Source organism: Portibacter lacus, assembly GCF_021533215.1.
Lineage (GTDB): Bacteria > Bacteroidota > Bacteroidia > Chitinophagales > Saprospiraceae > Portibacter > Portibacter lacus.
Map to the genome: position 1 here is coordinate 1 of NZ_JAJNKA010000010.1, position 25,641 is coordinate 25,641.

The 25,641-nt window shown below is 36.9% G+C and carries 18 protein-coding genes; 14 read left to right on the forward strand and 4 right to left on the reverse strand.

Annotated features, from left to right (window positions below; all coding sequences use genetic code 11):
* Positions 1-197: 197 nt before the first annotated feature.
* The 6 genes from L2586_RS16340 (at position 198) to L2586_RS16365 (ending at position 5,345) form a co-directional block, all read left to right on the forward strand.
* Positions 198-923, forward strand: coding sequence for an outer membrane beta-barrel protein (locus L2586_RS16340; RefSeq protein ID WP_235294003.1), 726 nt, complete (start codon positions 198-200; stop codon positions 921-923).
* Between the two features lie 213 nt (positions 924-1,136).
* On the forward strand, positions 1,137-1,571 hold the full coding sequence (locus L2586_RS16345) for a MarR family winged helix-turn-helix transcriptional regulator (RefSeq protein ID WP_235294004.1): 435 nt from the start codon (positions 1,137-1,139) through the stop codon (positions 1,569-1,571).
* Positions 1,572-1,627: 56 nt separating this feature from the next.
* Positions 1,628-2,119 (forward strand): DOMON domain-containing protein, encoded by a 492-nt coding sequence (locus L2586_RS16350; RefSeq protein WP_235294005.1) that lies wholly within the window; start codon positions 1,628-1,630, stop codon positions 2,117-2,119.
* Between the two features lie 17 nt (positions 2,120-2,136).
* Complete coding sequence (locus L2586_RS16355; RefSeq protein WP_235294006.1) at positions 2,137-2,559, forward strand: nuclear transport factor 2 family protein; 423 nt, start codon at positions 2,137-2,139, stop codon at positions 2,557-2,559.
* 211 nt (positions 2,560-2,770) lie between these two features.
* Positions 2,771-3,391, forward strand: coding sequence for a YdeI/OmpD-associated family protein (locus L2586_RS16360; RefSeq protein WP_235294007.1), 621 nt, complete (start codon positions 2,771-2,773; stop codon positions 3,389-3,391).
* Positions 3,392-3,419: 28 nt separating this feature from the next.
* The gene (locus tag L2586_RS16365; protein ID WP_235294008.1) at positions 3,420-5,345 is read left to right on the forward strand and encodes an alginate lyase family protein; all 1,926 of its coding nucleotides are present in this window, start codon (positions 3,420-3,422) and stop codon (positions 5,343-5,345) included.
* Here L2586_RS16365 and L2586_RS16370 read toward each other — a convergent pair.
* Positions 5,337-5,564, reverse strand: coding sequence for a hypothetical protein (locus L2586_RS16370; RefSeq protein ID WP_235294009.1), 228 nt, complete (start codon positions 5,562-5,564; stop codon positions 5,337-5,339). The two genes, L2586_RS16365 and L2586_RS16370, sit on opposite strands and share 9 nt — an antisense overlap.
* 111 nt (positions 5,565-5,675) lie before the next feature.
* Here L2586_RS16370 and L2586_RS16375 point away from each other — a divergent pair, with 111 nt between their 5' ends.
* Positions 5,676-9,188 (forward strand): AsmA family protein, encoded by a 3,513-nt coding sequence (locus L2586_RS16375; protein WP_235294010.1) that lies wholly within the window; start codon positions 5,676-5,678, stop codon positions 9,186-9,188.
* 153 nt (positions 9,189-9,341) lie between these two features.
* Positions 9,342-10,592 (forward strand): class I SAM-dependent methyltransferase, encoded by a 1,251-nt coding sequence (locus L2586_RS16380; protein WP_235294011.1) that lies wholly within the window; start codon positions 9,342-9,344, stop codon positions 10,590-10,592.
* A gap of 6 nt (positions 10,593-10,598) precedes the next feature.
* Here L2586_RS16380 and L2586_RS16385 read toward each other — a convergent pair whose 3' ends face one another.
* Positions 10,599-13,055, reverse strand: a complete 2,457-nt coding sequence (locus L2586_RS16385; protein WP_235294012.1) for a MopE-related protein — start codon at positions 13,053-13,055, stop codon at positions 10,599-10,601.
* Between the two features lie 347 nt (positions 13,056-13,402).
* Here L2586_RS16385 and L2586_RS16390 point away from each other — a divergent pair, with 347 nt between their 5' ends.
* The 5 genes from L2586_RS16390 (at position 13,403) to L2586_RS16410 (ending at position 20,600) form a co-directional block, all read left to right on the forward strand.
* Positions 13,403-13,966 carry a TetR/AcrR family transcriptional regulator gene (locus L2586_RS16390; protein WP_235294013.1) on the forward strand — a complete coding sequence of 188 codons (564 nt, stop codon included), beginning with the start codon at positions 13,403-13,405 and terminating at the stop codon, positions 13,964-13,966.
* A 66-nt stretch (positions 13,967-14,032) separates the two neighbouring features.
* A complete protein-coding gene (locus L2586_RS16395) occupies positions 14,033-14,596 on the forward strand; it encodes a carboxymuconolactone decarboxylase family protein (protein WP_235294014.1) in 564 nt (187 codons plus the stop codon).
* A 360-nt stretch (positions 14,597-14,956) separates the two neighbouring features.
* Positions 14,957-18,622 (forward strand): beta propeller repeat protein, encoded by a 3,666-nt coding sequence (locus L2586_RS16400; RefSeq protein ID WP_235294015.1) that lies wholly within the window; start codon positions 14,957-14,959, stop codon positions 18,620-18,622.
* A gap of 287 nt (positions 18,623-18,909) precedes the next feature.
* Positions 18,910-19,872, forward strand: a complete 963-nt coding sequence (locus L2586_RS16405; RefSeq protein WP_235294016.1) for a YHYH protein — start codon at positions 18,910-18,912, stop codon at positions 19,870-19,872.
* 164 nt (positions 19,873-20,036) lie between these two features.
* Complete coding sequence (locus L2586_RS16410) at positions 20,037-20,600, forward strand: hypothetical protein (protein ID WP_235294017.1); 564 nt, start codon at positions 20,037-20,039, stop codon at positions 20,598-20,600.
* Positions 20,601-20,747: 147 nt separating this feature from the next.
* Here L2586_RS16410 and katG read toward each other — a convergent pair whose 3' ends face one another.
* The gene (gene katG, locus L2586_RS16415) at positions 20,748-22,997 is read right to left on the reverse strand and encodes a catalase/peroxidase HPI (RefSeq protein WP_262914176.1); all 2,250 of its coding nucleotides are present in this window, start codon (positions 22,995-22,997) and stop codon (positions 20,748-20,750) included.
* A gap of 199 nt (positions 22,998-23,196) precedes the next feature.
* Here katG and L2586_RS16420 point away from each other — a divergent pair, with 199 nt between their 5' ends.
* Positions 23,197-23,562, forward strand: coding sequence for a DUF3703 domain-containing protein (locus tag L2586_RS16420; RefSeq protein ID WP_235294018.1), 366 nt, complete (start codon positions 23,197-23,199; stop codon positions 23,560-23,562).
* Here the strand turns inward: L2586_RS16420 and L2586_RS16425 are convergent, their stop codons facing one another.
* On the reverse strand, positions 23,563-25,425 hold the full coding sequence (locus tag L2586_RS16425; RefSeq protein WP_235294019.1) for a right-handed parallel beta-helix repeat-containing protein: 1,863 nt from the start codon (positions 25,423-25,425) through the stop codon (positions 23,563-23,565).
* Positions 25,426-25,641: the final 216 nt, after the last annotated feature.

A 25,641-nucleotide genomic window follows, 5' to 3' on the forward strand; every position in this document is an offset into this window, starting at 1 on the left:
CCACATTCTTAGGGGGTCAAACCGTAAGAATGTTATTAACATTCTTCTACTTTTGAGGGGTCAAACCTCAAGAATCAGAGGGGTCAAACCGATAGGAATCGAGGGGTCAAAGGTGCAGGAATATGCATACACACTTTAGGTAATAAAGCGTTATACTATGTAGAGCTATACAGTCAATGAGAATTAAGCAATGTAATATGAATTCTAATTTTATTTTAATACTTGGTTTTATTATGCCAATTTTTGGTTTTAGTCAAATGAAAACGTCTATAGACGCAATTGGAAGTTTGGATTATTCCTATCGTAGTATTACTACTTCCAGTTCCGATGAATTTATCAAAGGTCTGGTCGAAAGAAGAAATGAAGGTGAAACGGGGAAAGTGGCTTGGAATGCGGGCTTAAATTTGAATAGAAAATTGTCGAAAAAAATATTTTTAAAAACAGGAGTTAGATTTATTAGTACGGGGTATAATGGGCCAGTTGAGGAAGTGACATGGGGCTCTCAGCATGATGGAAATGGAGGCCAGATAGAAGATCCAAGCTTACCTAAAGAGATTCAAATAAAGTATAATTATTGGTTTATAGAAATTCCGTTAGGGATTAGATGGGAAATAAATGAGAATAAATTTGCACCGTTTCTGGAAGCCGGAGTTGCACCTTCCTTGTATTTGAGAACTCGATCTGCTTTGGTCTCAGATCAGGATAAAGAAATTTCGTTTTCGGATGATAGAGTGAATAAAATGAACAACATTCATGCTTACGGCTTTATTTCATTCGGAGGTAATTATACTATAAATGAAAAATATCAACTCTTTGCTCAACCCATTTTTCGTTATCATTTGACAAAATTAGCAGACACGCCCATTCGAGAACATCTTTATAGTGGCGGAATAGAATTAGGGATTAGAAGGAAAATCCAATAGACCAGAAAGGTTAGAGATAGTCCATTACAAGATGCTTCATTTATATATGTTGATCATTTAAATTCTATTCGTCTGATTGATCAGTTTCTGGTCAAGATCATTCTAGAATCGCATTAAGAAACTTAAAAGATTCTTGAATTACTAAAATATTCAGATTAAAACAATATATTTGATGTATCAATAGTTATAGTATCAATTAATATTTAATTTATTATGCAAGACAAGGATTTAAGTAGTGTTTTTCTCTTTAAAATAGAAAATACAGCAAAACAATTCCGGAAGTATAAGAATAGAATCTTTAAAGAGAAAGGAATAGATATCACAAGTGATCAGTGGATTTTACTCAAGAATATTAATGAGGAAGAAGGTATTAATCAAACGGAGTTAGCTATTAGATCTAAGAAAGAAGCAGCAGCGGTTACCCGAACATTGGACATCTTAGAGCGAAAGAAAATGATTGTCCGAAAAGCTAATCCGAACAGTAGAAGAGTCTATAATTTAATGACTTCTGCTCAAGGCAAGAAAGTAATAGAACAAATCTTGCCAATTGCATTAGAGATTAGGAAACAAGCAAAATTAGATATTCCTGATGAAGATGTAGAAGTACTGAACCAGCTGTTGGATAAAATCTTCGATAACTTAAAATAATATTTTTTTGCATTAATAATTGATGCATCAAAAATTGATAATTAAACCATAACATTATGATGTCATATATATTCTTAATCATGACTATTCTTAACACAGGTGTTTCATATAATAATATCATTTCTAAGAATGGCATGACCGTTGAATGGATCTTTCTAGATGAAAAGAACATAAAATTTAAAGTGACATCGCCTGAGAAGGGTTGGGTTGCGATCGGATTGAATACAGAGAATGAATTAGTCGGAAGCAACCTCATCATGGCTGCTGTTTCCGATAAGCAAAATTTGATTTCTGATCGATACATCGTTGATTTTGGTGACCATCAATCAGTGGTGAGTTTAGGCGCAGAATCACAAGTGGAATTAATATCGGCTGTGGAAGGAAAGAAAGGAACAGTAGTCGAATTCATATTGAAAACAAAAACGCTGGACGAATACCATTTTAATATTGCAAGAAAGCAAAAATTCTATTTAGTGATGGCCTATTCTCGAGAGGATGATTTCTCTCACCATTCTGCCATGCGTACTTCAGTGGAAATAATTTTTTAACACAATAAATCAATAATATGAAGTTCTTAATTTTTTTAATCAGTATGGTCAATTTCACCAATCAAATGCCACAAGATGACTTAGTGATGATTTCTCAGGTCGTAGAATCGTTTGTTAAGCATGTAGATGATAGAAACATTGACGAAGTCAATAATGTCCTTCACGATGATTTTAGAGCAATTGTGAATCAAGCTTTTGGAAGTAAGGATGTTCAGTTTTTGACGAAGCCCATTTATCTTGATTTAATGAAGAAGAAAGAAATAGGAGGAGATGCTAGAAAAGTGGTCATTTTATCAGTAGATCTTGAAGATAAAAATGCAGTTGTCAAAGCGAAATTCACTGGAAAAGAATTGGTGTTTACTACATTCTTGCAGTTAATTAAAGATAGTGATGGAGACTGGAAGATCATGTCTGACCTGCCTGTGATTCATAAGATTTGAAGCCAAGGATTGAATTAAGTTAAAACCTGCCACTGTCTAATAGGATGGTTGGCAGTTTTTTTATTTGTCCCTATTATTGACTTCATTCGCTAACAAGAACATGGCTATAACGAAAAATCTTTGTTACATTTATCTTCATGAAGTTGTGTAAATATTCAATTTGAAGATCTTCCTTCTTTGATTTGTATTTTTAAAGTTATAAAAACAGTTGATGAATCCAGAAGTTGATGTTTTTTTTACGGATGGTTGTGGTAGATGTCCACTTGGTGGCACCCCAGAATGTAAGGTGCACAACTGGGATAAAGAACTAGCTTTTTTAAGAACGCTTGTTCTAGACTGTGGACTAGACGAGGAGTTGAAATGGGGTGTACCTGTTTACAGTTATAATGGGAAGAATGTTGTAGTTATCGGAGCATTCATAGATAATTGTGTACTTAGTTTTTTTAAAGGTGTTCTGTTAAGTGATGAGCTCGGGATTCTGACAAAGCCAGGAGAGCATACCCAATCAGCTCGGGTAGTCAGGTTTACTAACTTGGAAGATATTGTGAAATTAGAGAGTGATTTGAAAACATACATTTATGAAGCGATAGAAGTAGAAAGAGCAGGACTTAAGGTGGAATTTAAGAAAAATCCGGAGCCCATACCTGCAGAACTTCAAGACAAAATAGATTCAGATCCAGTATTTAAAGAGGCATTCGATGCACTTACGCCAGGAAGGCAACGTGGTTATATTCTTCATTTTTCTCAGCCCAAGCAATCTAAAACTCGAATTTCTAGAATTGAGAAAAGCATTGAAAAGATCTTTGAGGGAAAAGGTTATAATGAAAGATGATGCTACAGTCGTATTAAAATTTAATAACATGTGTAATCTGTTGACAAGCATTTTCTTGGCCTTGTCTATGTCTCTGTTGTCTTTATCTGTTAACGCTCAGACTGAATCTGCTAAATCTGAATTTGAAACCCTATTAAGTAGGCTAAATGTTCAGGAAATAGCTTCCACGAATCAAATAGATAATAGCCTTTTAGGAGCAGAACAATTGCTGACTTATTTTAAAAAAAGAAAGCACGTTATGCATCCTGCATCTATTGGGAAAGGGCCAAGTAAAGTTTCGGATAGGGATAAGAAATGGGCAAGTGATGCCTTAGAACATATCTTCGTAGGACAGCCCGCTTTGCCTTCTTTTTTCTGTGGAGACGATATAGACTGGGATTTATCGCCAGTTTCAGATATGGAGTGGAAATGGCAACTGCACCGAATGTATTTCTGGAATGCCATGGGAAAAGTGTATGCAAGTTCAAAGGATGAAACATATGCTGAAGCTTGGTGCGATCAATTGGTGGATTGGACAAAGAAGAATCTTCACAACTTGGAACATAAAGACGCGTGGAGATCTATAGAAGCTGGAGTAAGAGGTAGGAACTGGACGACATTGTTCTACCGTTTTCTGCATTCTAAGCACTTTAATGATGAAGTGTTAATTGCTTTCTTGAACAGTTGTTATGATCATGCAGAATATTTAATGACTGCTTACAGCGCTGGTAGTAATTGGGCCCTAATCGAAGCGGAAGGCTTGGCTTTTATTGCTTTTACCTTTCCAGAATTTAAGAACGCTGCTGGTTGGAAGGATGAGGCCATTCGTCGGTTCAATATTGAAATTGACAACCAAGTCAATGCAGATGGTTATCAACAAGAATTAACAATGAATTATCATATAGGAAGTATCAATTGGTTTATGAGATCGTATGAGTTGGCTCAGATAAATGGAGAGGGTAGTGCTTTTCCGGAAACTTTTGTGGATAAGATAGAACGCATGTGTGAAGTTCCTATGAAAGTATGTTTGCCAGATGGTACCAGTCCACAATTTGGTGACGATTGGGCAGGGAAACCACATCAATTTGCTTCAAGGTTCAAAGGTTGGTCGGAGCGTTTCGATCGGGATGATTTTCTTTATTTTGCGTCCAAAGGAACGGAGGGTGAGGCGCCAGAAGAGACCGCATATATGTTAGATGAAAGTGGCATTTACTCCTTCCGAAGCGGATGGGAAGAGGATGCCATCTGTATGGTAATGAAATGTGGTCCCGATGGTGGGAGCCATTGCCAGCCTGATAATGGAACCTTTACTTTGTTTGCAGGAGGGAAGAATCTGATGCCTGATGCGGGTAGTTATGTGTACAGTGGAGATCCAGAGGGAAGAAGTTGGTTTCGGCAGAGTAAAGTTCATCAGACATTGACTTTAGATGGTATGAATTCAGCTTTTCATCCTTCGTTAGTGAAATGGGAAACCAGTGATTCCCTAGACATGGTTATTGTAGAAAACCAATCCTATCCTGATTTAAAACACAGAAGAAGCATTTTCTTTATTGATAAAAAGTACTTTGTAATCGTCGATGATGCTATCGGCAAAGCTAGTGGAGTAGTTGATATTCACTTTCAGTTAGCACAGGGAAATGCAAGATTTGATTCTGAAAATCTAGAAATTCATTCATTAAATAAGCAAGAGTGGAATGTTGGCGTTCATACAATGTCAGATTCAGAAGTGAGATTGGAGGAAGAAGAGGGTTGGGTTTCGTTTGATTATTCGAAGAAAGAGCAAAGGCCGGCATTCAAGTTTTCCATTGACAAAAAAAGAGATGAAAAGAAGGTTAGATTTGTCTCTTTAATTGTTCCTTATGAACAAGAAATTCCAAAGTTAGCCCTTGATTTTGATTTTTCTGAGGAGGAAAATATTGAATTTCAACTTTCCATCGATGGAGAGATAAAGTCCTATAAAATCCTTCTAAAGTAAGTCAGATTCCCATAGGTTACACCTAGATTCTATCGTATGTGAAGAGACTTTAGTGCCTATTCGTACAATTAATAATGCGAAAGGTCTAAACATTCTTGCGGTTAAAGTTTTTAAATGTGTCTTGGTAGAAACGGATATTTGTATTTTTGCAACAGAAGAAACCTGAATCTCGAATTTTGAGGAAAGTAGAACGTCCATAAATGAATTCTTAACTTTCATGCCTAGTAATTTTACTTTGCTTGAAACCACTTCCTTTGAGCTTTAATGCTCTTCTACAATGAAAAAATCATTCATAAATATGAGCTTCTTTGGTAATAATTGTAAATAACATTGAGTAAGAAAAAGCAAAAATATAGCGCTTCTTTTTGGATTAAGATAACGGCCAAGATATTGTTCATCTTACTCTTTATTGCTATTGTCGGTGCGGTTATCGCATTCTTTTCTTTCAATAGATACTTGCAAAAGAACGAGAGAAAAATATATAATGATATTGCTTTTTTGCAGAACGGAGATGTAGCAGTTGACCAAGTTTATTTTAGTTGGCTGAAGGATTTTCCTCATCTATCTTTAGTGGCGGAAAATGTGGAGTTGACGGATTCTGACATTGGCAATCAAGAAATACCGATCCTTAAGAATACGACCTTGCAAACTAGACTTTCTATTAAAAATTGGAGAGATAAAACGCTAGAAATAAAACAGATTAAGCTGGAAGGTGGATCGTTTTATTATTTCAGAGATGCTCTGAAGAACTCTAACATTGACAATATCCTAAGAGGTGATATGAGTCAAAAAGGAAATGATCATGGTATAAATGTAAATGCTGAGCATTTTAACATATCGCTTATTAATATGAAGGCGGTCGTCGTTGATTCAAGCAAAATGATGTTCTTAGATGGTATCGTGAATAAGTTCGAAGCGGAAATTTTCAACGATAATTTAACTCAAGCATGCGATGCATCAATGGATGTGCAACTTGGAAAGTTAATCTTTAATGAAAGGGGTGGTGTTTTTTTAGAAAATGCCTTAGTTTCAGGTGATTTCAAGGCATCATTAAAAGATGAATACATAGACATAAATGAATTTCCTGTAGATATAAATGGTGAGGAATTCATTTTTAGTGGCCATATTTCAACTAACAAATCATCGAAGACGACTTTGAGTTTTGAAAATGAGCAAACGAACTTGGAGACTGCACTTCCTTTGCTACCTGAACGAATTAGATCTAAGATTGAGCCTTTAGATGTGAAAGGCGAATTCTATTCTAAGACCTTAGTAGAAATTCTAGCTGGAACCAATCCTTTAGTGGATGTGAAGTTTAAAATTCCAAGCAATGATGCAAATATCCAAGGTCTTTCATTTCAAGAATTAAGTGTAGAAGGACAGTATATTAATAGAAAGGATTATCAAAACATTGACAAAAATATAAGGAAGGGTGATTATTATCTAGAACTGACTGACGTTTCCTCTGAATACAATCGGTTTCATGTCAACACTCCGAAAGCTATTATTAAAGGTAGTAAGTTTACCAAGCCAGCGATCATAGCGAAAACAAAAATTCAAGGTAAAGCAGCTAATATTAGCAAGTGGTACCAGTCTGATAAATTTTTCTTTACAGAAGGGTATTTTGATCTTAATATAGCCATTGATGGTGAAATAAATGATATTTCGAAGCTTTTTATTGAGAGTGATGCGACGCTACATTTGAATGATTTGATGGTATATTATAAGCCCGCAGATGTGGCGATTCCTATCGATTCGATGTATCTGTTCAAGGAAGCAGGAGATGCTACATTCGATGTGGTTTCTACGACACTTGTCCATGACTATGATTATGAGTTGAATGGTGGCTTAGAGAACTTAGCTGCATTAATCAATAGTACAGTAGGCGAATCTTCACAAAGTACTGCTAGTATAAGTGCTGGTCGATTAAGTTGGCAAGATTTCGTGAGTCTTTTTTCTGTTAAAAAGGAAGCATCGGAATTGCCGAAGGGAGAATTGGAAACTAAGAAATCGATGAAGGAAACGATTAATGGCATCTATTCTAAATTCAAGCCCAGCTTAACCATAAATATTGACACTTTTGATTACTACGATAAGATTCAGCTCTATAATCTAAAGACTGGTGCTTTTTTCGATAGCAAGAATTACTTCGTGTTAGACGATACAAAATTTAACTTGGATCAAGGTACAGTTGACATAAAATCAAGACTAGATCTAAGCGAAACCAATCGGACAGCCTTTGTCATCGATTTAAAGGCAGAAGATATTGACCTAGAGACGATACTGACTTCCCTCGATTATTTTAACATTCCTTTATTAGTAGATTTGAAAAGTTACGCGAAGCACTTTTATGTGGATATACACCTAGAAGGCATTGTGAATGACGATGGTGGCTTAGTAGAAGATATGACGAGTGGTGAAATTACCTTCAGAGATAAGCAGAAAGAAGATCTCAATGGATCTATCGAATTCAAGTATATCGATGATGAGATGAATACCGTGATGTTGCTAAACGGAAATCCAAGTTTGTTTAATTCTTTTTTCGCAACAGAAGAGTTCTTTTTTCAAGATGCGGGGAAATTTGAAACTAAAGTAAATTATCAGGGAGATGTAAGGTCGGTTGCAGAATTATTTGATCAAGCAAAGATAGATTTTAGCATCACGAAAGGGGAGGTGTATTATGACAATGTAGATATCGTATTTCCGCTGGAGAGATTTGATGTTTTTCTGGAAAAAGACACGGTAGATTTTGATTTATTAATGAAATCAGAGGTGCTAGAACGTACAGTTAGCTTAGATGGATCGGCAAATAATGTTTCTGAATTGTTATTTGGTAATACCGGAAAAAAATTATCCACTTCTATCAATTTGCAAAGTCCATTTTTGAAATTAGATGACGCCATATTCATTTTTCAAAGTCCAGTTGATCCAGAAGATGTGAAGGTGGTAACTGAAGAAAAGGTCAAGATTTTAATAGGTTCTTTATTAAATCGATTTAACCCAAGGGTTCATATTGAGCTGGACTCATTTGCAGTAGACAGTACGATAAGCGTTTATAATTTAAATACGGGAATGCATTTGAAAGATTCCACAAATGTGATCCTTGAACAAACTACTTTTAATTTTTGCGATGGGGAAATTGGGCTTGATCTGAATTGGGACATCAGTGAAACGAAAGAAGATCCTTTCAGTGGTAACTTGTCGACTTCTAAGCTTTCACTGAGTCAGTTGTTAGAAAAGTTAGATTATTTGAAAATTCCTAGTCTGAAAAATGCGAAAAATATAGAAGGGGAGATTAACCTAGATTTAAATTTTGAAGGGAGGCTAGAAGATTTGAATTTAGTGGAAAACGATACAAAGGCACAATTAGATTTCAATATAGAAAACCTTAGAGTAGAGGGAATAGATATCATCGATGATATCACGAAGAAGCTAAGAATTAGTAGGTATTTCCAGAAGATTCGTTTTGCAGCAATTGCTAATTCAGTCACTTTAGATGGGACTTATATAGATGTTCCATTAATGGAAATACAATCGAATATTGGTAATTTCTTTATTGAAGGGTTTATCGATAAGAACAATAAAACTAATTTATGGCTTTCTATTCCTTACAATAATTTGTTGCACTTCAGAAAGGATTTAGATCCTAAGAAAAAGGGCTACGCGGAAACTAGGGCAAAGCTTTACCTAGAGATCTACGCACTCAAGAATGGAAAAATAGAAACGAAGTTTCATTTGAGCAAGAAGAAGTTTTATGAACAACGAAACAAATTGAACGAATGGAAGATTGATAAAAAAGTAAATCAAGCCATCCGCAGTAGACTTAAAAAATCTAAGTTATAACCTTCCCGATCTGACAGTTTTTCGATCTGAAAATAGTTTTGATCTGACAGAAGTTTCGATCTGACAGCGCTTTAAGCGATGTTAGATCTGTTCATTGCAATTTAGTCATCATCTCACTATTCAACTCAACTGAATAATCGCTAACATCAGGACTTGGAAAAAGAAATCGTTTATCTTTATCAAAAAGTTCTTCAGGAAATGGACAACCTCAATAAGCAAAACAATCCAATAAGTGATGCAAAGAAAATGCAGGCACTTTACGATGCGGCTCCCTATTCTGAAGTGCTGAACGCTGGGATGCAACAAAGTACACCATTGCTTATCAATTGGATAAATGCGGTCTGCGATCCAGGTCAAAAAGCGCTTAGCCCTCACTCAAGAATACTAGTTGCCGGATGTGGAGCAGGAGAAGAAGTCTTCATGCTAGCTCAATTATTTCCTAATGCAACTATTGTTGGTGTTGATTTTAGTCCTCGTTCGATAGAGAAAGCGAAAGAAAAGGCAAAGGATTTTCCTTTTCAGAATGTCACACTAGAAATAGCAGATCTGATGTCCGTTCAGTGGACGAAGAAATTTAAGCCGTTTGATTTTATTATATGTCGAGGAGTGGCGGATTATGTCAGCGACCCAGATCAGTTAATGAAAACGCTAACTCTTTGTCTACAGACTAATGGCGTTCTATGCATGATGATGAATACGCCTTTTCATCCAGCACGGATAGTTAGAAAAGCATTCGCTGACCTAGGAATTAGGCCGGATGAGTTCACTGATTCCGAATATCAAAGGAAATTGTTGCAACAAGTGGAAGTATTAATGAGTAGTAACAGCAATCTTCAGGGTTTTAGCAACGCTCCGAAGACTTACCTAGATGTTGATTTTTTTCCATCTATTGCTCATCACGATCCATTAGAAACATGGATAGATCGGGGTAGGGCAGCAGAGCTCGTTTTTGCTGGATCTATGGATGCGCCTATTGATCTTTTGAAAGTTTTCGATGATGTTATACCCATACTGTATAAATTTGGGAAAGCCGAATTGTCTTTGTGGTTTGCCAATCTTAGTCAAAGGCCAGGAATACAAATACTTTTTAGAAAAGTACAACGATCAGAACCAGTTTTTAAAGATCTTAACCAACTTTGGGAATGGAAACCAATCCTTGACGAAAGTTTAGGAAACTTGCCGATAATGAATGTTGATCTTGATTTACCTCAGAATATCACTCTAAGATTCCATGGTCTACCTGACTTTGTCATCAACTGTAAAGCTTACGATATAGAAGTCCTCAGACGATGTGATGGACACACCAGTTTGAAAACCATACAAAGTATGATGAATGCCAATGGTGATCTAGAATCCTTGAGAGCTACCTTATTTCGAGCATATCATTATGCCTTAATTTCCTAACTATTCCTAAAGTTTCACAAAGGTTTTAGTCAATGCGTCCCCTTTCTCATTGCTGATCCTTAATAAATATATCCCAGTTTTAAATGGACCCACATCAATTGAATTTCTTCCATTATAAACATTAGTGCTTAGCATTTTAACGCCATCTATTCTGTAGATAGTTACCATGCTCTTAGTATCTGAATCGGTATTAACTAGCAATTTATCTACAACAGGATTGGGTAGAATTTCAAATTTACTAGCGAAAAGATCATTCGTACTTGAAATCAAATCCTCTCCATCACAGTCTTCATCTATCCCGTTGTTTGGAATATCTTCAGCATCTGGATTAATTGCTGCATTAGTATCATCGCAATCGACATCTGAATTAAATCCGTCCATATCTTCATCAATAACGAGCAAGATTCCATCACAGTTTTCATCTACATCGTTGTTCGCTATTTCCGTGGCATCCGGATTGATTGTAGCATCGGCATCATTACAATCGACATCAGAATTGAAGCCGTCCATGTCATTGTCAACAGCAATGAGTACACCATCACAGTTTTCATCTACTTCGTTGTTAGGAATCTCCACAGCACCTGGATTAATCGCCGCATTGGTATCGTCGCAATCCTCATCAGAATTGAAACCGTCCATATCTTCATCGATAATTGATACTTCACCATCACAGTTTTCGTCGATATCATTATTTACAATTTCATCAGCATCTGGATTAATCGCTGCATTGGTATCATCACAATCGACATCGGAATTGAAACCGTCCATATCTTCATCGATGACTAATACCTCACCGTCACAGTTTTCGTCGATATCATTATTTGCAATCTCATCAGCATCTGGATTAATCGCTGCATTGGTATCATCACAATCGACATCAGAGTTGAATCCGTCCATGTCTTCATCGATAATTAATATTTCGCCGTCACAGTTTTCGTCTATGTCATTATTTGCAATTTCATCAGCGTCTGGATTGATCGCAGCATTGGTATCGTCGCAATCTACATCAGATGCAAACCCATCCATATCTTCATCCGTTTTCCCAAGAGAAAAATCAAAAACGACAGGAAGGTGATCTGAAGCTAAGTAGGTAGACTGCGAAGTAAGACCAAGTGAATTAAGTGCGGCCGCATCTAGATATTCAGTTGCTAGTACATATCCATTTTCTTGCGTCATGACAGAACCAGTATAAAAGATGAAATCTAACTTCCCTGGATTGTAAGAACTGAAATCACTCTTCCAAGTGTAGTTACTAGGGAATCCTGTAATGTAAGGATTTGCCTCTTCTAGATTTGTTCCGTCCCAATCTGGTGCAAAGTCAGCACCCAATATATCTTCATTGATAATATCTCCTTCGATAATGGATTTTATATTCTGGCTTTTTCCGACCATATTGAAATCTCCCGTAATGATTATCGGTGCATTCTCAGGATACGTGAAATTAATCTTTGGAGAAGCATTCTTGTCTCTTAAAACGGATAGGATATTGTCAATTTCGTATTGACGACCAGAATCATTATCACAACAAGGTAAGTGAACATTATATAGGATCAATGGATTTTCTCCTGCTTGATCATAAAGTAAGAACACTCCATTACCATCTATAGCATCGTATGCTTCTATAGTCCCTTTTGTGAAAACCATTACATCTGGACCTGTTTTCGCATACTGCCAACTTTTCCCTCCCGCTAGTGGAAGCGCATTATTAAGTAAGTCACGAATGGTCGTTAATGGCGTATCATACACCTCTTGTAAGGCTAGAACATCTGGATTTAATGCTTTTAGAATTGCTTCTAAATGTGGTTTTTGTTCACTATTCAAGAATCCATCTCGGAGGACATTATAAGTGACAACACGTGTCTGCGTATCATCCTTTTTATTAAGTGCATAGGTCGATGTAAAGGTTTCATTGTCTTTCATCGTATATTCTACGCCACCACTTGAATTCGGTACCTGATCTCCATTTTGACCATTCTCAATAGAAATAGCGATGGTATTTCCCATTTCAATTGTCCCTTCACTTGTCGTTACTTTCCGATTAAATACAAGTTCAAAAGTGGACGAAGTTACTGTCGGTAATGCGGTCATACCCAATGGCGCATGGTTAGTCTGAACGAAGGAGTTTGCATAATTCACATATGCGCTCCTGTTTTCAAAGTAATAAGAAATTTCAGATCCGATTCCATTGGTTCTGAAACCAGTATTCGGGTCATTATCGGCATCAATATAAATACTGATAGCTTCTGCATCTTGAATATCATATTCTCGATCCGCATCTATTCTAATATATATGTGGTCATCATCATTGGAGACATAGATGTTTTGGATGTCTAAGCTATTATTGTCACCTTCATCTGTTATCAACAGGTCAGTTAATTTCCAGTCATCGTATATTCCATCCACAGCAATTTGCCCTAACAACATATTGCACGAAATTAAAAGCAAGAGTATTATCTTATTCATTTTGCAAAATTACACCTATTTTCTAAAACTTCATTTTATACGATCATTGTTTAAGGTCTCCACGAAGAAAAGGGAAGATTTAGGTCAATTTTAGAGCACGGATTTAATAGGAAACTAGGACTAATTTTATTTTATCGGAGCAAATATTGAAACCCATCACCGGAATGAGTTTATTTTTAAGAATATTTATTTGCCTGCTAATAAATAGATAATCAGTTAATTAGGATTTGTAATAAGGGCTCTGCAAATTTTTTCTTATCTTATATTTAAACAAAATTGGAATTATCTAGTTATAAATTCATACATAACTAAACGAATGGTTAGATTTGTGTTAAATTTTTAAATTGATGGCTCGGAGTAAAGCTTATAAGGAGGAAGAAGTACTTGAAAAGGCAATGGACTTGTTTTGGCGAGTAGGTTATGAGACCACTTCTATGAATATGCTGGAGAAAGAAATGGGTATTAATAAGTTTTCTATTTATTCCAGCTTTGGGAGTAAGAAGGGAGTGTTTTTAGAAAGTGTGAAATGCTACAGAACGAGATTAGCAGTGTGCATGGATAAATTGAAAAAGTCGCAAAATGGAGTAGAAGGCATTAAGCAGTATTTCTATGACTTTATAGATTTCTCTAATGATTCTGGTGCTGCTAAAGGTTGTTTAGTAACCAATACGGCCAATCAATTAAACCCTGATGCAGATGCTGAAATCAAAGAAGTGCTTTCAGACTTTACAAATAGCGTTCGGAATTTATTTTTGGAAAATTTGAAACAAGAAAGTGATTTAAAAAATGACAGTATAGAGAATGTTGCAGACTATTTAATAGTATCCATTTTCGGACTATCATCAGCCTCTAGAGTTTTCAATAAAGCTCACCTGGAAAATTACATTGAAAATATATTTAAAAACATATAATATTTTTTTGCAATAAAACTAAACGAATGTTTAGTAATAAATATCAACATTATAAAATTAGAAATTATGACAACATTAAAAGTTCACACCATTGATACAGCACCTGAAGGTAGTAAATCACAACTTAAAGAATCAGCAAAATCATTTGGAAGAATCCCTAACCTTCACGGCGTATTAGCTGGAGCACCTGGAACGCTAGAAGCCTATAAGAAATTAGGAGATTTATTTCTTGAATCATCATTAACTGCAGAAGAACAAACAGTTGTTTGGCAGACTATTAATGTAGAGAACGAATGTCATTATTGCGTTCCAGCCCACACTGCTATTGCAGGAATGATGAAGATAGATCCAGCATTAACCGAAGCACTGAGAAATAGCGAGCCAATGCCGACACCAAAATTACAAGCACTACAGGATGCAACACTTAGTTTGGTAAGAAATAGAGGCCATCTTACTGATTCAGAATTAAATGCATTTTATAATGCTGGATATGGAGAGCGTCAGCTATTAGATATCATTTTAGGAATCGCACAGAAAACAATCAGTAATTACACAAACCATATAGCGAACACTCCTGTAGATAAAGCGTTTGCGAAATTTGAGTGGAAGAAAGAAGTAGTAGCAGTTTAATAAGTTAGTTTAGAGCATGATGATTAGACCTTCCTTTTGTAAAAAGAGGAAGGTCTTTTTAATTTAGGATTATATCTAAGTTAGTATTCAAATAAAACGATAAAAAGGTTACAGATATATCCAGAATTACTGTGTTTTAATAAGTAGTAGGCAAGAAGAGGGAATCAGTTTCCCGTCCATTGAAATTGCTAATTATTTTACTTAAGTGTCAATAAACAGCTATAAAATGTCTTAATAGTGGAATTGAAACTACTTTTGAAAATTGCATTTTTCTTTTAATAAAAAATGAAGTATGCCATAGCATAGTCTGGCTAGATAATTGATTATTATTAGTTTTTTAGCCTAAAGAAACCAAAACATATGCTTTGTTCTTTTCCATTAAGATATATCCTACCATTGTTTCTATTTGTGGTTTTATTAAGTTCTTGTTCTTCACCAGAAATCCAAAAGGAAGAAGCAAGTCAGGTATTTCCTGAAAATGAACTTGGATATCCCGATTTGATCTCTTTGCATTTGCAAGATAAAATGAGCACGAATGCTCTACCACCTATCAATAAAATCTCCAAAGAACAAAGCATCCGGGATCGATATAAACATGAGTTTGACATGACCAAGGATCCTAAAACAGGTAAAATCCCCAAAGATGTTTTGTTCAAGTCTCAATTAAACGCTGTAAAACAGGCTGCTGAATTATCAGCTAGAAATCCGATCCCTAATGTGCAATGGGAGGAAAGAGGGCCTAATGATGTAGGAGGTAGAACTAGAGCATTGATGTTCGATCCTAATGATAACTCTGGTAAGAAAGCTTGGGCAGGTGGAGTTGGTGGCGGTATTTGGTTTACGAATGATATTACAGCTACAAATGCTAATTGGCAAAGGGTTGATGATTTTTGGTCTAATATGGCAGTTACCGCTATAGATTATGATCCTGTGAATACGAATACATTTTATGTTGGTACGGGGGAAGGATTTGGGAATGCTGATGCTATCTCTGGTGACGGGGTTTGGAAGACGACAAATGGAGGTAATACTTGGCAACATTTGAGTAATACAACTGGATTCGGTAATTGTAATAAAATAGTTAGCTGGAAGGCAAATCATGTTCTTGTTGCAACAGGATCGGGTATACAATTATCTACGAATGGAGGTGCGAATTGGACGCAATTGTATTCTAATTATGCTATTGCAGATGCTGAGAAATCTGTTAATGGTGACTTATATGTTTCCACATTTGGTGGGGATGTGTGGAGATCCTATGATGATGGTGTAACCTGGCCTTATTCTAGAAATGGAACGGAAGGTAGGGTAGAGATATCTACCTCACCTAGTGATAACAATGTATTATATGCAACAATTAATAGTGGTGGGGATGTTGTGAAAATTCTAAGATCAAGTGACCGAGGAGCAACTTGGGTAGAAAAGACAGTACCTAGATATAAAGAGCAACTTGGGTGTGGATATGGAGCAGATATATATACAAGAGGGCAAGGATGGTATGATTTGATCTCACTTGTGAAATCAAATGATCCTAACACTATTATAATCGGGGGGATCGATTTATACCGATCAGAAGATGGTGGCACTACATGGGAAACTATTTCTTATTGGACAGGTACATGCGATGCGTATGTTCACGCAGATCAGCATGCACTTGCTAGCAGACCAGGATTTCCTAATGAGATTATTTCTGGGAATGATGGCGGTGTATTCTATAGCTCTAATGCCTTTGAGTCTGGGAGTAATCCAACATTTAATCATCAATCTGAAAATTATAACGTAACACAATTTTTTGCCGTAGCAATGCACCCAGGGTTAGGAGTTCATAATTTTTTGAGCGGAGCTCAAGATAATGGTACAGTCAGACTAACGAATAATGGTATTGGTGGGTCTGCCTATGTTTCCGGTGGTGATGGTGGATTTTGTCATATTGATCAAGATAATCCGAATATTCAGATTAGTTCGTATGTGAGGAATAACTATTATTATACCAATTCAAACGGATCTTTTTTGCAGCATTTTGTAGATAATTCAGGACGGTTTATCAACCCGACAGATTATGATAATGATGCTAATATATTATATGCTTGTGCAGGAAATAATCAATATTTAAGAATAACTGGTTTCGGAGGTAGTTTAACGGATGAATTTGTAACTGCAGCTGCATTTAATGGACAGGTTTCTTGTGTTCGGACCTCACCTAATGTAAGTAATAGGGTATACTTTGGAATTGATGGCAATCAAATTTGTCGAGTAGATAACGCACATTCTGCTTCACCTACCATTACTTATTTAGGACAACCATCTGTTGGTTATGTTTCTAGTATTGATGTAGAAGTTGGTAATGAAAATCACTTATTAATTACTTATAGTAACTATGGCATAACGTCAGTTTTTGAGTCTGTAGATGGGGGCAGTAATTGGAATGCTGTAGAAGGAGATTTACCCAATATGCCTATTCGATGGGGAATATTTGCACCTCAGAATGCTGATCAAGCGATTCTAGCAACGGAACTTGGTGTATGGACAACGGATAATCTGAACGGGGCCAATACGGACTGGGATCCGACCAATACCAATTTAGCGAACACAAGAGTAGATATGATTGAATTTCGTTCAAGTGATAATCTGGTTGCTGCAGCTACCCATGGACGAGGACTCTTTACATCTACATCATTTAATTCATCTGTTTGTGTTCTTACTTCAGCAGCATTAGGTACACAAACTTGTGACCCGAATACAAGTACTTATTCTCAAGAAATTACCCTCGAAATCCAAAATTCACCAGCTTCAGGAACCGTTTCATTAAATGGACAGATTTTTAATTTTACCAATGGACAAAGCTCAACTACGCATACATTCACATTAACCAATTTAACTTCCGATGGATTAGCTCATGATTTAGTCGTTTCCTTTTCTGCAAGTGCAGGTTGTAATAAAACATATACCGATTTTATCCAAGCACCATTTCCCAATTGTTTACTAAATAACAATGTTTGTTCTGGTGCTACGGTTATTCCTATTCCTGGAATTTACACTTGTAACGGTCCCGATTCTGGAAGTGGTTGTAACTATTGTGATGGGGCTTCTATGGCAGATTGGTTCACCTTCACGCCAACTACAAATGGTACTTTGACCGTGAAATCGTGTGGAGGTGGAATTGATACTCGATTAATCATTAGTGAAGGAAGTTGTGGCAATCTTGTAATTAATGGTCTAAATGATGATTTCTGTGAAATGTATGCTGGTTCTAGTGAATATGCAAGTCAGGTTATCGTAGAAAATGCAACTGCAAATACAACTTACTACATAGAATGGGATAATAGATGGTCGACCAGTGGATTTGATTTTGAAGTAATTTATGAGTCTGATGTCCCATGTGTGGTGACGACAACATTATTTGTAGATCCAGAAGTCACCTCTAATGGTATTGGTTGTTCTTGGGAAACTGCTTATAAGTATCTTCAAGATGCAATAGATGCTGCGGAATTTTCTGGAACAACAACAGAGCTATGGCTGAAAGAAGGCACTCATAAACCTGGTAAAGAAGGTGAAGGTGTGACTAGGTTTATTACTTTTGAAACAGAAGAATCAGTTTCTATTTATGGTGGTTTCAATGGAAGTGAAACCTTGCTTTCTCAGCGAGATCCTGCTTCGAACGTTACCATTTTAAGCGGGGACATTGGTATCCAAAACAATTCAGCTGATAATATTTTTAACATCTTCACTCATCGAACAGAGAAGCATCTTTTAATCGATGGAATTATCATTGAGGAAGGAGAAGAAACTAGTGGGAATGACTGGAGTGGGGCAGCTATCTGGAATACTGGTAAAATGACGATCAGGAATTGTATACTGAGAAATAATCACGCTACCTCGGTCGGATCAGCAGTCTATAATAGTGGTTCAGGCGCTGAAATAATTGTAGATGATGTTACTTTTGAAGGCAATACAGGAGATGATATTTTAAATACATCAAGCGCGACCATGATTCTTTCAGGAAGTCAAGACATAAAGATTAAAGAGTAACCATTTTAAATGTACTAAAGAGGTGCAAGTATAAAATGTTAAGCTTAGACGAGTAATATCCTAGTGGAAATTACTCGTTTTTTATATATAGTAGGTCAATTTTTTTCTTGAAAATTTAAATATATTTCCATTCAATTTTAACTAAAGGTTAGTATATAAATATAGGGCTTAGCAATTATAATCGAACTAGATTTACCACTTCGAGAAAAAATAGTTAGCCTCTCCGCGAAGGATTTCAGATATTCTGTTTTCTAAAGTTTATTCAGTAACAAATAAATTTTAGAAGAATGAAGTATTTAATGTTTTCACTTTTACTCCTCTTTGGATGCGCATCATGTGAAAAAGATGATGTCGATCCTATAGATTCAGATGAAGTAGTTGTACCTGTTAATGCTTCACTATTTTTAACCGATGGTAGAGAAGTTACGATATCTACCGTTGATTGTAACCTTTCCGATGGAACTGCAACGACTTGCTACCAAATTGTTACTTCTGGAGTTGCAACGGATCACAATATGGGGCCTTGGTGTCCAGATAATATTTCAGACAGTGCGGAGAAGGGTGGCATTTGGTTAGAAGGTGGAGAGGTCTATGATGTAGACGGGGAATTTATCAAGAATATGGCTGAGTTTTATAATGATGACAATTGGCTGATGTATGATACGAATGGAGATATTTTCACCACCGTTACGATAGATGATTGTGCGAATGCTGCGAATCCTAACGTCGGTGCTGAGTATGAAAACTTTTGTGTAGAGTGTCTTCCATCCTTTGTGACGAATATCAGTAATACTTATTTAATTCCTACTACACCTGTGAAAACAGGAAGTGCGACTTCATTTGGAGGATTCGGACCACCTAATGTTTCGCAAGGTCCATCTCAGAGAGGAATCGCTTTTAATGGGATCGTCTTTGATGCACCAGCACCTACGAATGCTATTTTAGGAGCATATACTTTAGCTCCTTTCGATGATGCAGGTGGACACATTAATCTGAATGCTGGCTATCATTATCATGCTGCGACTGGAGTGAGCACAGAAATTCCCCAAAGCGATGGACACGCGCCGATGATCGGATATGCGCTGGATGGTTTTGGTATATATGGTCTATTAGATGAAAATGGAAATGAACCTAAAGACTTGGATGCATGCCTTGGTCACTATGATGAAGTAAGAGGATATCATTATCACGTGGATAAAGCGGGTAATAACAATTTTATCAATTGCTTGAATGGCGCATACGCCAATTAAAATATATCTAAATGTTTGTTAGCCTCCTACTGGACTGGGAAGATCTTGTCGGAGGAATTTTTCAACCTTAAATTTTGAATATTATGATTAAGTGGATATTTGTTTTTTGTATGATATGTTCAACTTCCTTGCTAAAGGCTCACCAGCCTGATCTCTCATCGACTATGCTAATTGAACAAAGCGAAGATGTTTGGGTCGTTCAGGTTCGTGCTTCCTTAACTGCATTCGAATATGAAGTTGAGTCAAACTATGGTAAAGATTCATACAAAACTCCCGAAGAGTTTAAAACACTGGTTTTAGATCATATGATGAAAAATCTTAATATAAAATTTAATGATTTGGAAAATGTAAAGTTTGGCAATGGTCAAGTTAAATTAGGACATGAGACCAGTGTGGTATTAGAAGTATTAAATGCTCCTAAATCGATCGAGTCAGTAAAGATAAAGAACTTGAGTTTTGATGATATTTATAATAGTCAGAGTGCATTAATCGTCTTAAAGAAGGATTTCGCGAAAGAACAGTTTATGTTGAGCAAGGCGAACGAATATGAAGCTGAGCTAGAAGTAGGCGCATTGAAATTTGAGTTGAAACCATCGGCAAAGTCTGCAGCAAATCCATCATATGCTATGTTGATTTTTTGCGGATTGTTATTTTTTGGATTGAGTGCCTTAGTCTACTATGGTGGGCTTCCTTTATATTATAATCGTAAAGAATCCTTAGAGATTTAAGAACATCATTTTAGCAAATAAAGCATAAAAAAAGAGATGATTCTAAGTAGAATCATCTCTTTACTTTTTAGTGAATAAATAGGCTGCTTTATCTGTATAAAGCTAACTTTCACCATCACTCTTTATTCCTAAAATCTAGGAATTTTATTAATTCAGATCAAATCGATCATTATTCATCACTTTATTCCATGCAGCAACAAAATCTTTCAGGAATTTACCTTGTGAGTCTGCGTAACTATAGACTTCAGCAATCGCTCTAAGTTCGGAATTAGATCCAAATATCAGATCAACTCTTGTTCCCGTCCACTTTCTTGTTCCTGAAGCTCTATCTCTTCCTTCGAAGACATCACTTTCATCAGAAATAGCCTTCCATGTCGTTCCTAAATCTAACAAATTGACAAAAAAGTCATTTGTTAAATGCTCTCTACTTGTAGTGAAAACACCATGTTGAGAATGATTATAATTCGTATTTAGTACTCTCAATCCTCCAACTATTACAGTCATTTCTGGAGCGGTCAAATTTAACAACTGAGCTTTATCAATGAGCAACTCTTCAGCGGAAGTATTATGTTTCGAATTCATATAATTACGGAATCCATCTGCTGCTGGTTCCAGTGCATCGAATGATTCGATATCTGTTTGCTCTGCTGAAGCATCACCTCGTCCAGGCGTGAAAGGAACCGTAATATCATGTCCAGCATTTTTTGCTGCCTTCTCAATTCCTGCACAGCCACCTAATACTATCAGGTCGGCCACAGAAACTGCTTTATTTCCAGATTGGGAACTGTTAAAGCCGTATTGAATATCTTCTAACACACTTAGCACTTTCGATAGTTGACTTGGGTTGTTGACTTCCCAATTATTTTGTGGAGCGAGACGAAGTCTTCCACCATTGGCGCCACCTCTCTTATCTGATCCTCTGAATGTAGAGGCAGAAGCCCAAGCTGTAGAAACCAATTCAGATACAGATAAGCCTGAATCTAAAATTTTAGTTTTCAAATTAGAAATATCATGATCATCTATTAATTCATGCGTCACTTCTGGAATCGGGTCTTGCCAGATCAATACTTCTGAAGGTACTTCTGGCCCGAGATATCTTGTGATTGGTCCCATATCTCTATGGGTCAATTTATACCAAGCTCTTGAAAATGCATCTGCAAATTCATCTGGATTTTCATAGAACCTTCTAGAGATTTTCTCATATGCTGGATCTATCCGTAAAGCAAGATCTGTGGTCAACATAACAGGCACATGACTTTTAGCTGGATCATGAGCATCAGGCACTGTACCGGCACCAGCACCACCTTGTGGAACCCATTGATGCGCTCCCGCCGGACTTTTGGATAATTCCCACTCGTAACCAAACAAGTTTTCGAAGAAATTATTAGACCATTGTGTAGGCGTTGTGGTCCATGTTCCTTCCAGACCACTCGTGATCGTGCTTCCTGCATTTCCAGTTCCAAAGGAGTTTTTCCATCCTAGACTTTGTTCTTCTATCGCCGCCGCTGCAGGTTCTCTATCGACATATTTCGATGGATCAGCTGCTCCATGTGTTTTACCGAAGGTGTGACCACCAGCGATTAACGCTACTGTTTCTTCATCATTCATTGCCATTCTGCCGAAGGTTTCTCTTATATCTTTAGCAGAAGCCATCGGATCTGGATTGCCATTAGGACCTTCAGGATTAACGTAGATCAATCCCATTTGCACTGCAGCAAGCGGATTTTCTAATTCTCGATCTCCTGCATATCTAGCATCGCCTAACCATTCTGTTTCAGAACCCCAGTAAATATCTTCTGCTGGTTCCCACATATCTTCTCTTCCTCCTGCAAATCCGAACGTTTCAAAACCCATAGATTCTAGCGCACAATTTCCTGTCAAAACCATGAGGTCTGCCCATGAAATCTTGTTTCCGTATTTCTGTTTAATCGGCTGGAGCAACATTCTCGCCTTATCTAAATTTGCATTATCTGGCCAACTGTTTAAAGGTGCAAACCTTTGCGTCCCGAATCCAGCACCTCCTCTTCCATCAGCAATTCTATATGTTCCAGCACTATGCCACGCCATTCTGATAAACAAAGGACCATAATGACCGAAATCTGCTGGCCACCAATCCTGAGAATCTGTCATCAGCGCTACTATATCAGCCTTTAAAGCTTCCAAGTCTAGTTTCTGAAATTCTTCTGCGTAATTAAAATCTTCTCCAAGCGGATTCGAAAGGTTTGAGTTTTGACGAAGAATATTTAATTTTAATTGATTCGGCCACCAATCTTGATTTCTTGTGCCATTACCTGCACTTTTATGCATCGAACCATTTATGAATGGACACTTGCTACTCTCATTCATTTCTGCTAGTTCAGCTTGACCACTTTTTTCTATTTTGTTATTTTTATCCATAATTGAATTGATTTATATAATTCTATATTTATAAGGCTGAATTTACCAAATTGTTTATGGACTTTGATTTTTTTACTAAAATAAAAACTTGAATTATTTAATTAGCGCAACATTTTAGGATGAATTCAGCAAAATGCAGATTTATTAGCAACAACATCGTTGAATAATTGTTACTTATTATCACATAATATGAATGAAAATGAAGTTTAATACCACCATGCCTGCCAACTTAATTCCGCATTATCAAACGGAATTAGCTGATTATACCGAGTCCTTATCGAAAGGGAATTATGAACGAGCATGGGCACACTTGGAACGAGCTCATATTATCGGCCAGCGTTATCCGCTTGCGCATACCAGTGTTCATTGGAAAATGTTGAAATTTGGGTTTCGAATTAAGAGTTCTAAAGAGATTATAGGACAGATTCCTCGTTTGCTTGTAGGTGGGGTAAAGTCTTTCGTAGGTAAAATTCCAGTAGGTAACCCAGGCGGCGCGAATGTCCCTCCCCTGAAACCCTTTCCCATTGCTGGTGACTTACAACAAATTTTAGATAAGGCCCACTAATTAAAAACTTCCAGATCCTAGTTTCTTAATACTTCGAGCACCTTCTATCAGTGGATATCGAGCTAATCCATCTGGAATAATGACTTCCGTTTTTTTATTGGGTATTCCACATGGCGACCAATTGCGTCTATCTGACCAGGCTTGGCTTACTTCTCCAGTCCAAGTTAAAATTTCGCTCGATGAATTGCCACATACCTTATTAAAATCATGTCCAAACATTGGCATAAATCCTAATTCTCTTGCTCCCAGATCTGGCTTAGAATCGGTTACATAAAGTAGATTTATATTATCTAAGATTGTCCCAGTGTCTAACGCATTAGAAGAAGCCGCTAGATTAATGTCTATGTCAGCTTCCATAACCTCCTGAAATGGATTAACCGGCAAACTAATATTGACCATGTCAGATAATCCAACTTTAACTCCATTGACTTCTATGTTTGCACCTGCGGAAAGATCAGTGACCATTGCATAGCGCACATCATTCCACTTGAACCAAGGTGATCCGCTGCTTCCTGACCGAGAGGAGTAATATCCATTATAATCCCAGTTATGTGTTGATCCTGATACTAATTCATACTCTTGAAAACAGTAATTTCCTGCATATACCAGATTGTTTTTCACCACCGTATTCTGCCAACCAGAAGGAGAACTCATGCCATCACCAGACTGAATAGTTGTATTATGGACAATGTAAAGCCCAGCTGGCTTGCGATTCATTTTATATGTGGAGTTTTCCATATTCACGAACTCATTACGGAAGACATATGCTGGTCCACCGAACACAGGCGCGAGACTTATGCCTGCTCTGCCGTTCCACGCTCGATTACTATAGACTCTAGAGTTAGAAATCATCCCATCTACTTCTATTAAGTCGTCCACAATTCTGAATATATTATTGTGATGGATGTCAAGGCTGTAGGATTGTTTATAAGGTGGTCCATCAGTTGTAACACCATCACCAAAATTTGATATCGTATTAAAACTCACCACATTGTTATTCCCGCGAATATCGACTCCTCGTTCTCCTGGAATATTTCCATTAGATTGAGGCCATGTGGTTCTGCCTTGGAAGTGGTTATTCGTAATATACTGATCATGTTCCCATCCATTCGCTCTTCTGTTCAGGATACCATAATCCACATCAGAAATATCACAGTTTTGTATGGTCAGGAATTGCGTATTCTGTGCATCGATACCCCAACGGCCATTTCGAATCACAAACCCATCTATAAAAACGTATCGAGTGCTGTCATTAAAATTACCGACGGTCACAACTCCGCGATCCGTATCATTCCCCTCTATAATGGCACCGTGCAAATTCTTGGATATAATAAAAAGACCATCGGTTTCTACAGTGAATGGATTATATATGCCATCATTTACAAGAATAAGATCTCCAGGAATCGCCGCATTGATAGCATTTTGTATGCCGTTTGCTCCATCTGACGAATTGACTTCGATGGTGTCTAGACTTCCATTTGTATCGGGAAACGTTTTTGTTTTAATTTCTAGATCGACGGTCTGTCCACCGCCATCAGGATCAGAGATGACGAGTTGTATTTCATAGGTTGTATTTGGATTAAGAAACATTGCTGATCCGGCATGAAAATTCATGTTAAGTGCTGCGCCATCTACATTCATTTCAGGAAAAGCCCGCATTGTTTCCGCACCATTTTTATAATTGTTAAATCCTTTGATGCGATAAAGAATGGTCATTTCACTGTTGTGATTATCGTCGCCAGAAATATTAACGTGGCAACTAATATGCTGAAATGAAGCCGTGAGTCGGGTGCTGATAACCGATACCGGATTTTGGCTCATTGCAAGCGTGCAGAAAAGAGTACTCAGTATTAAGAAGGACATAGATTTCATTTTGCTAAGCTATTATACTGAGTGAAATTACCTTCCATTCTCCTAATCGTTTCATCCATAAATGTTCTAGGAGTGACTAGATTGCTTGTGTTTTAGTCTAATAAAATTCAAGGTCAAGCATAATTTAAGTAATTTAAAGAGGAAATAGCATCTCGTTTTTTGAAATAGATCAGCTCTTTACTTAATTAAATAGACTAATAATTAATC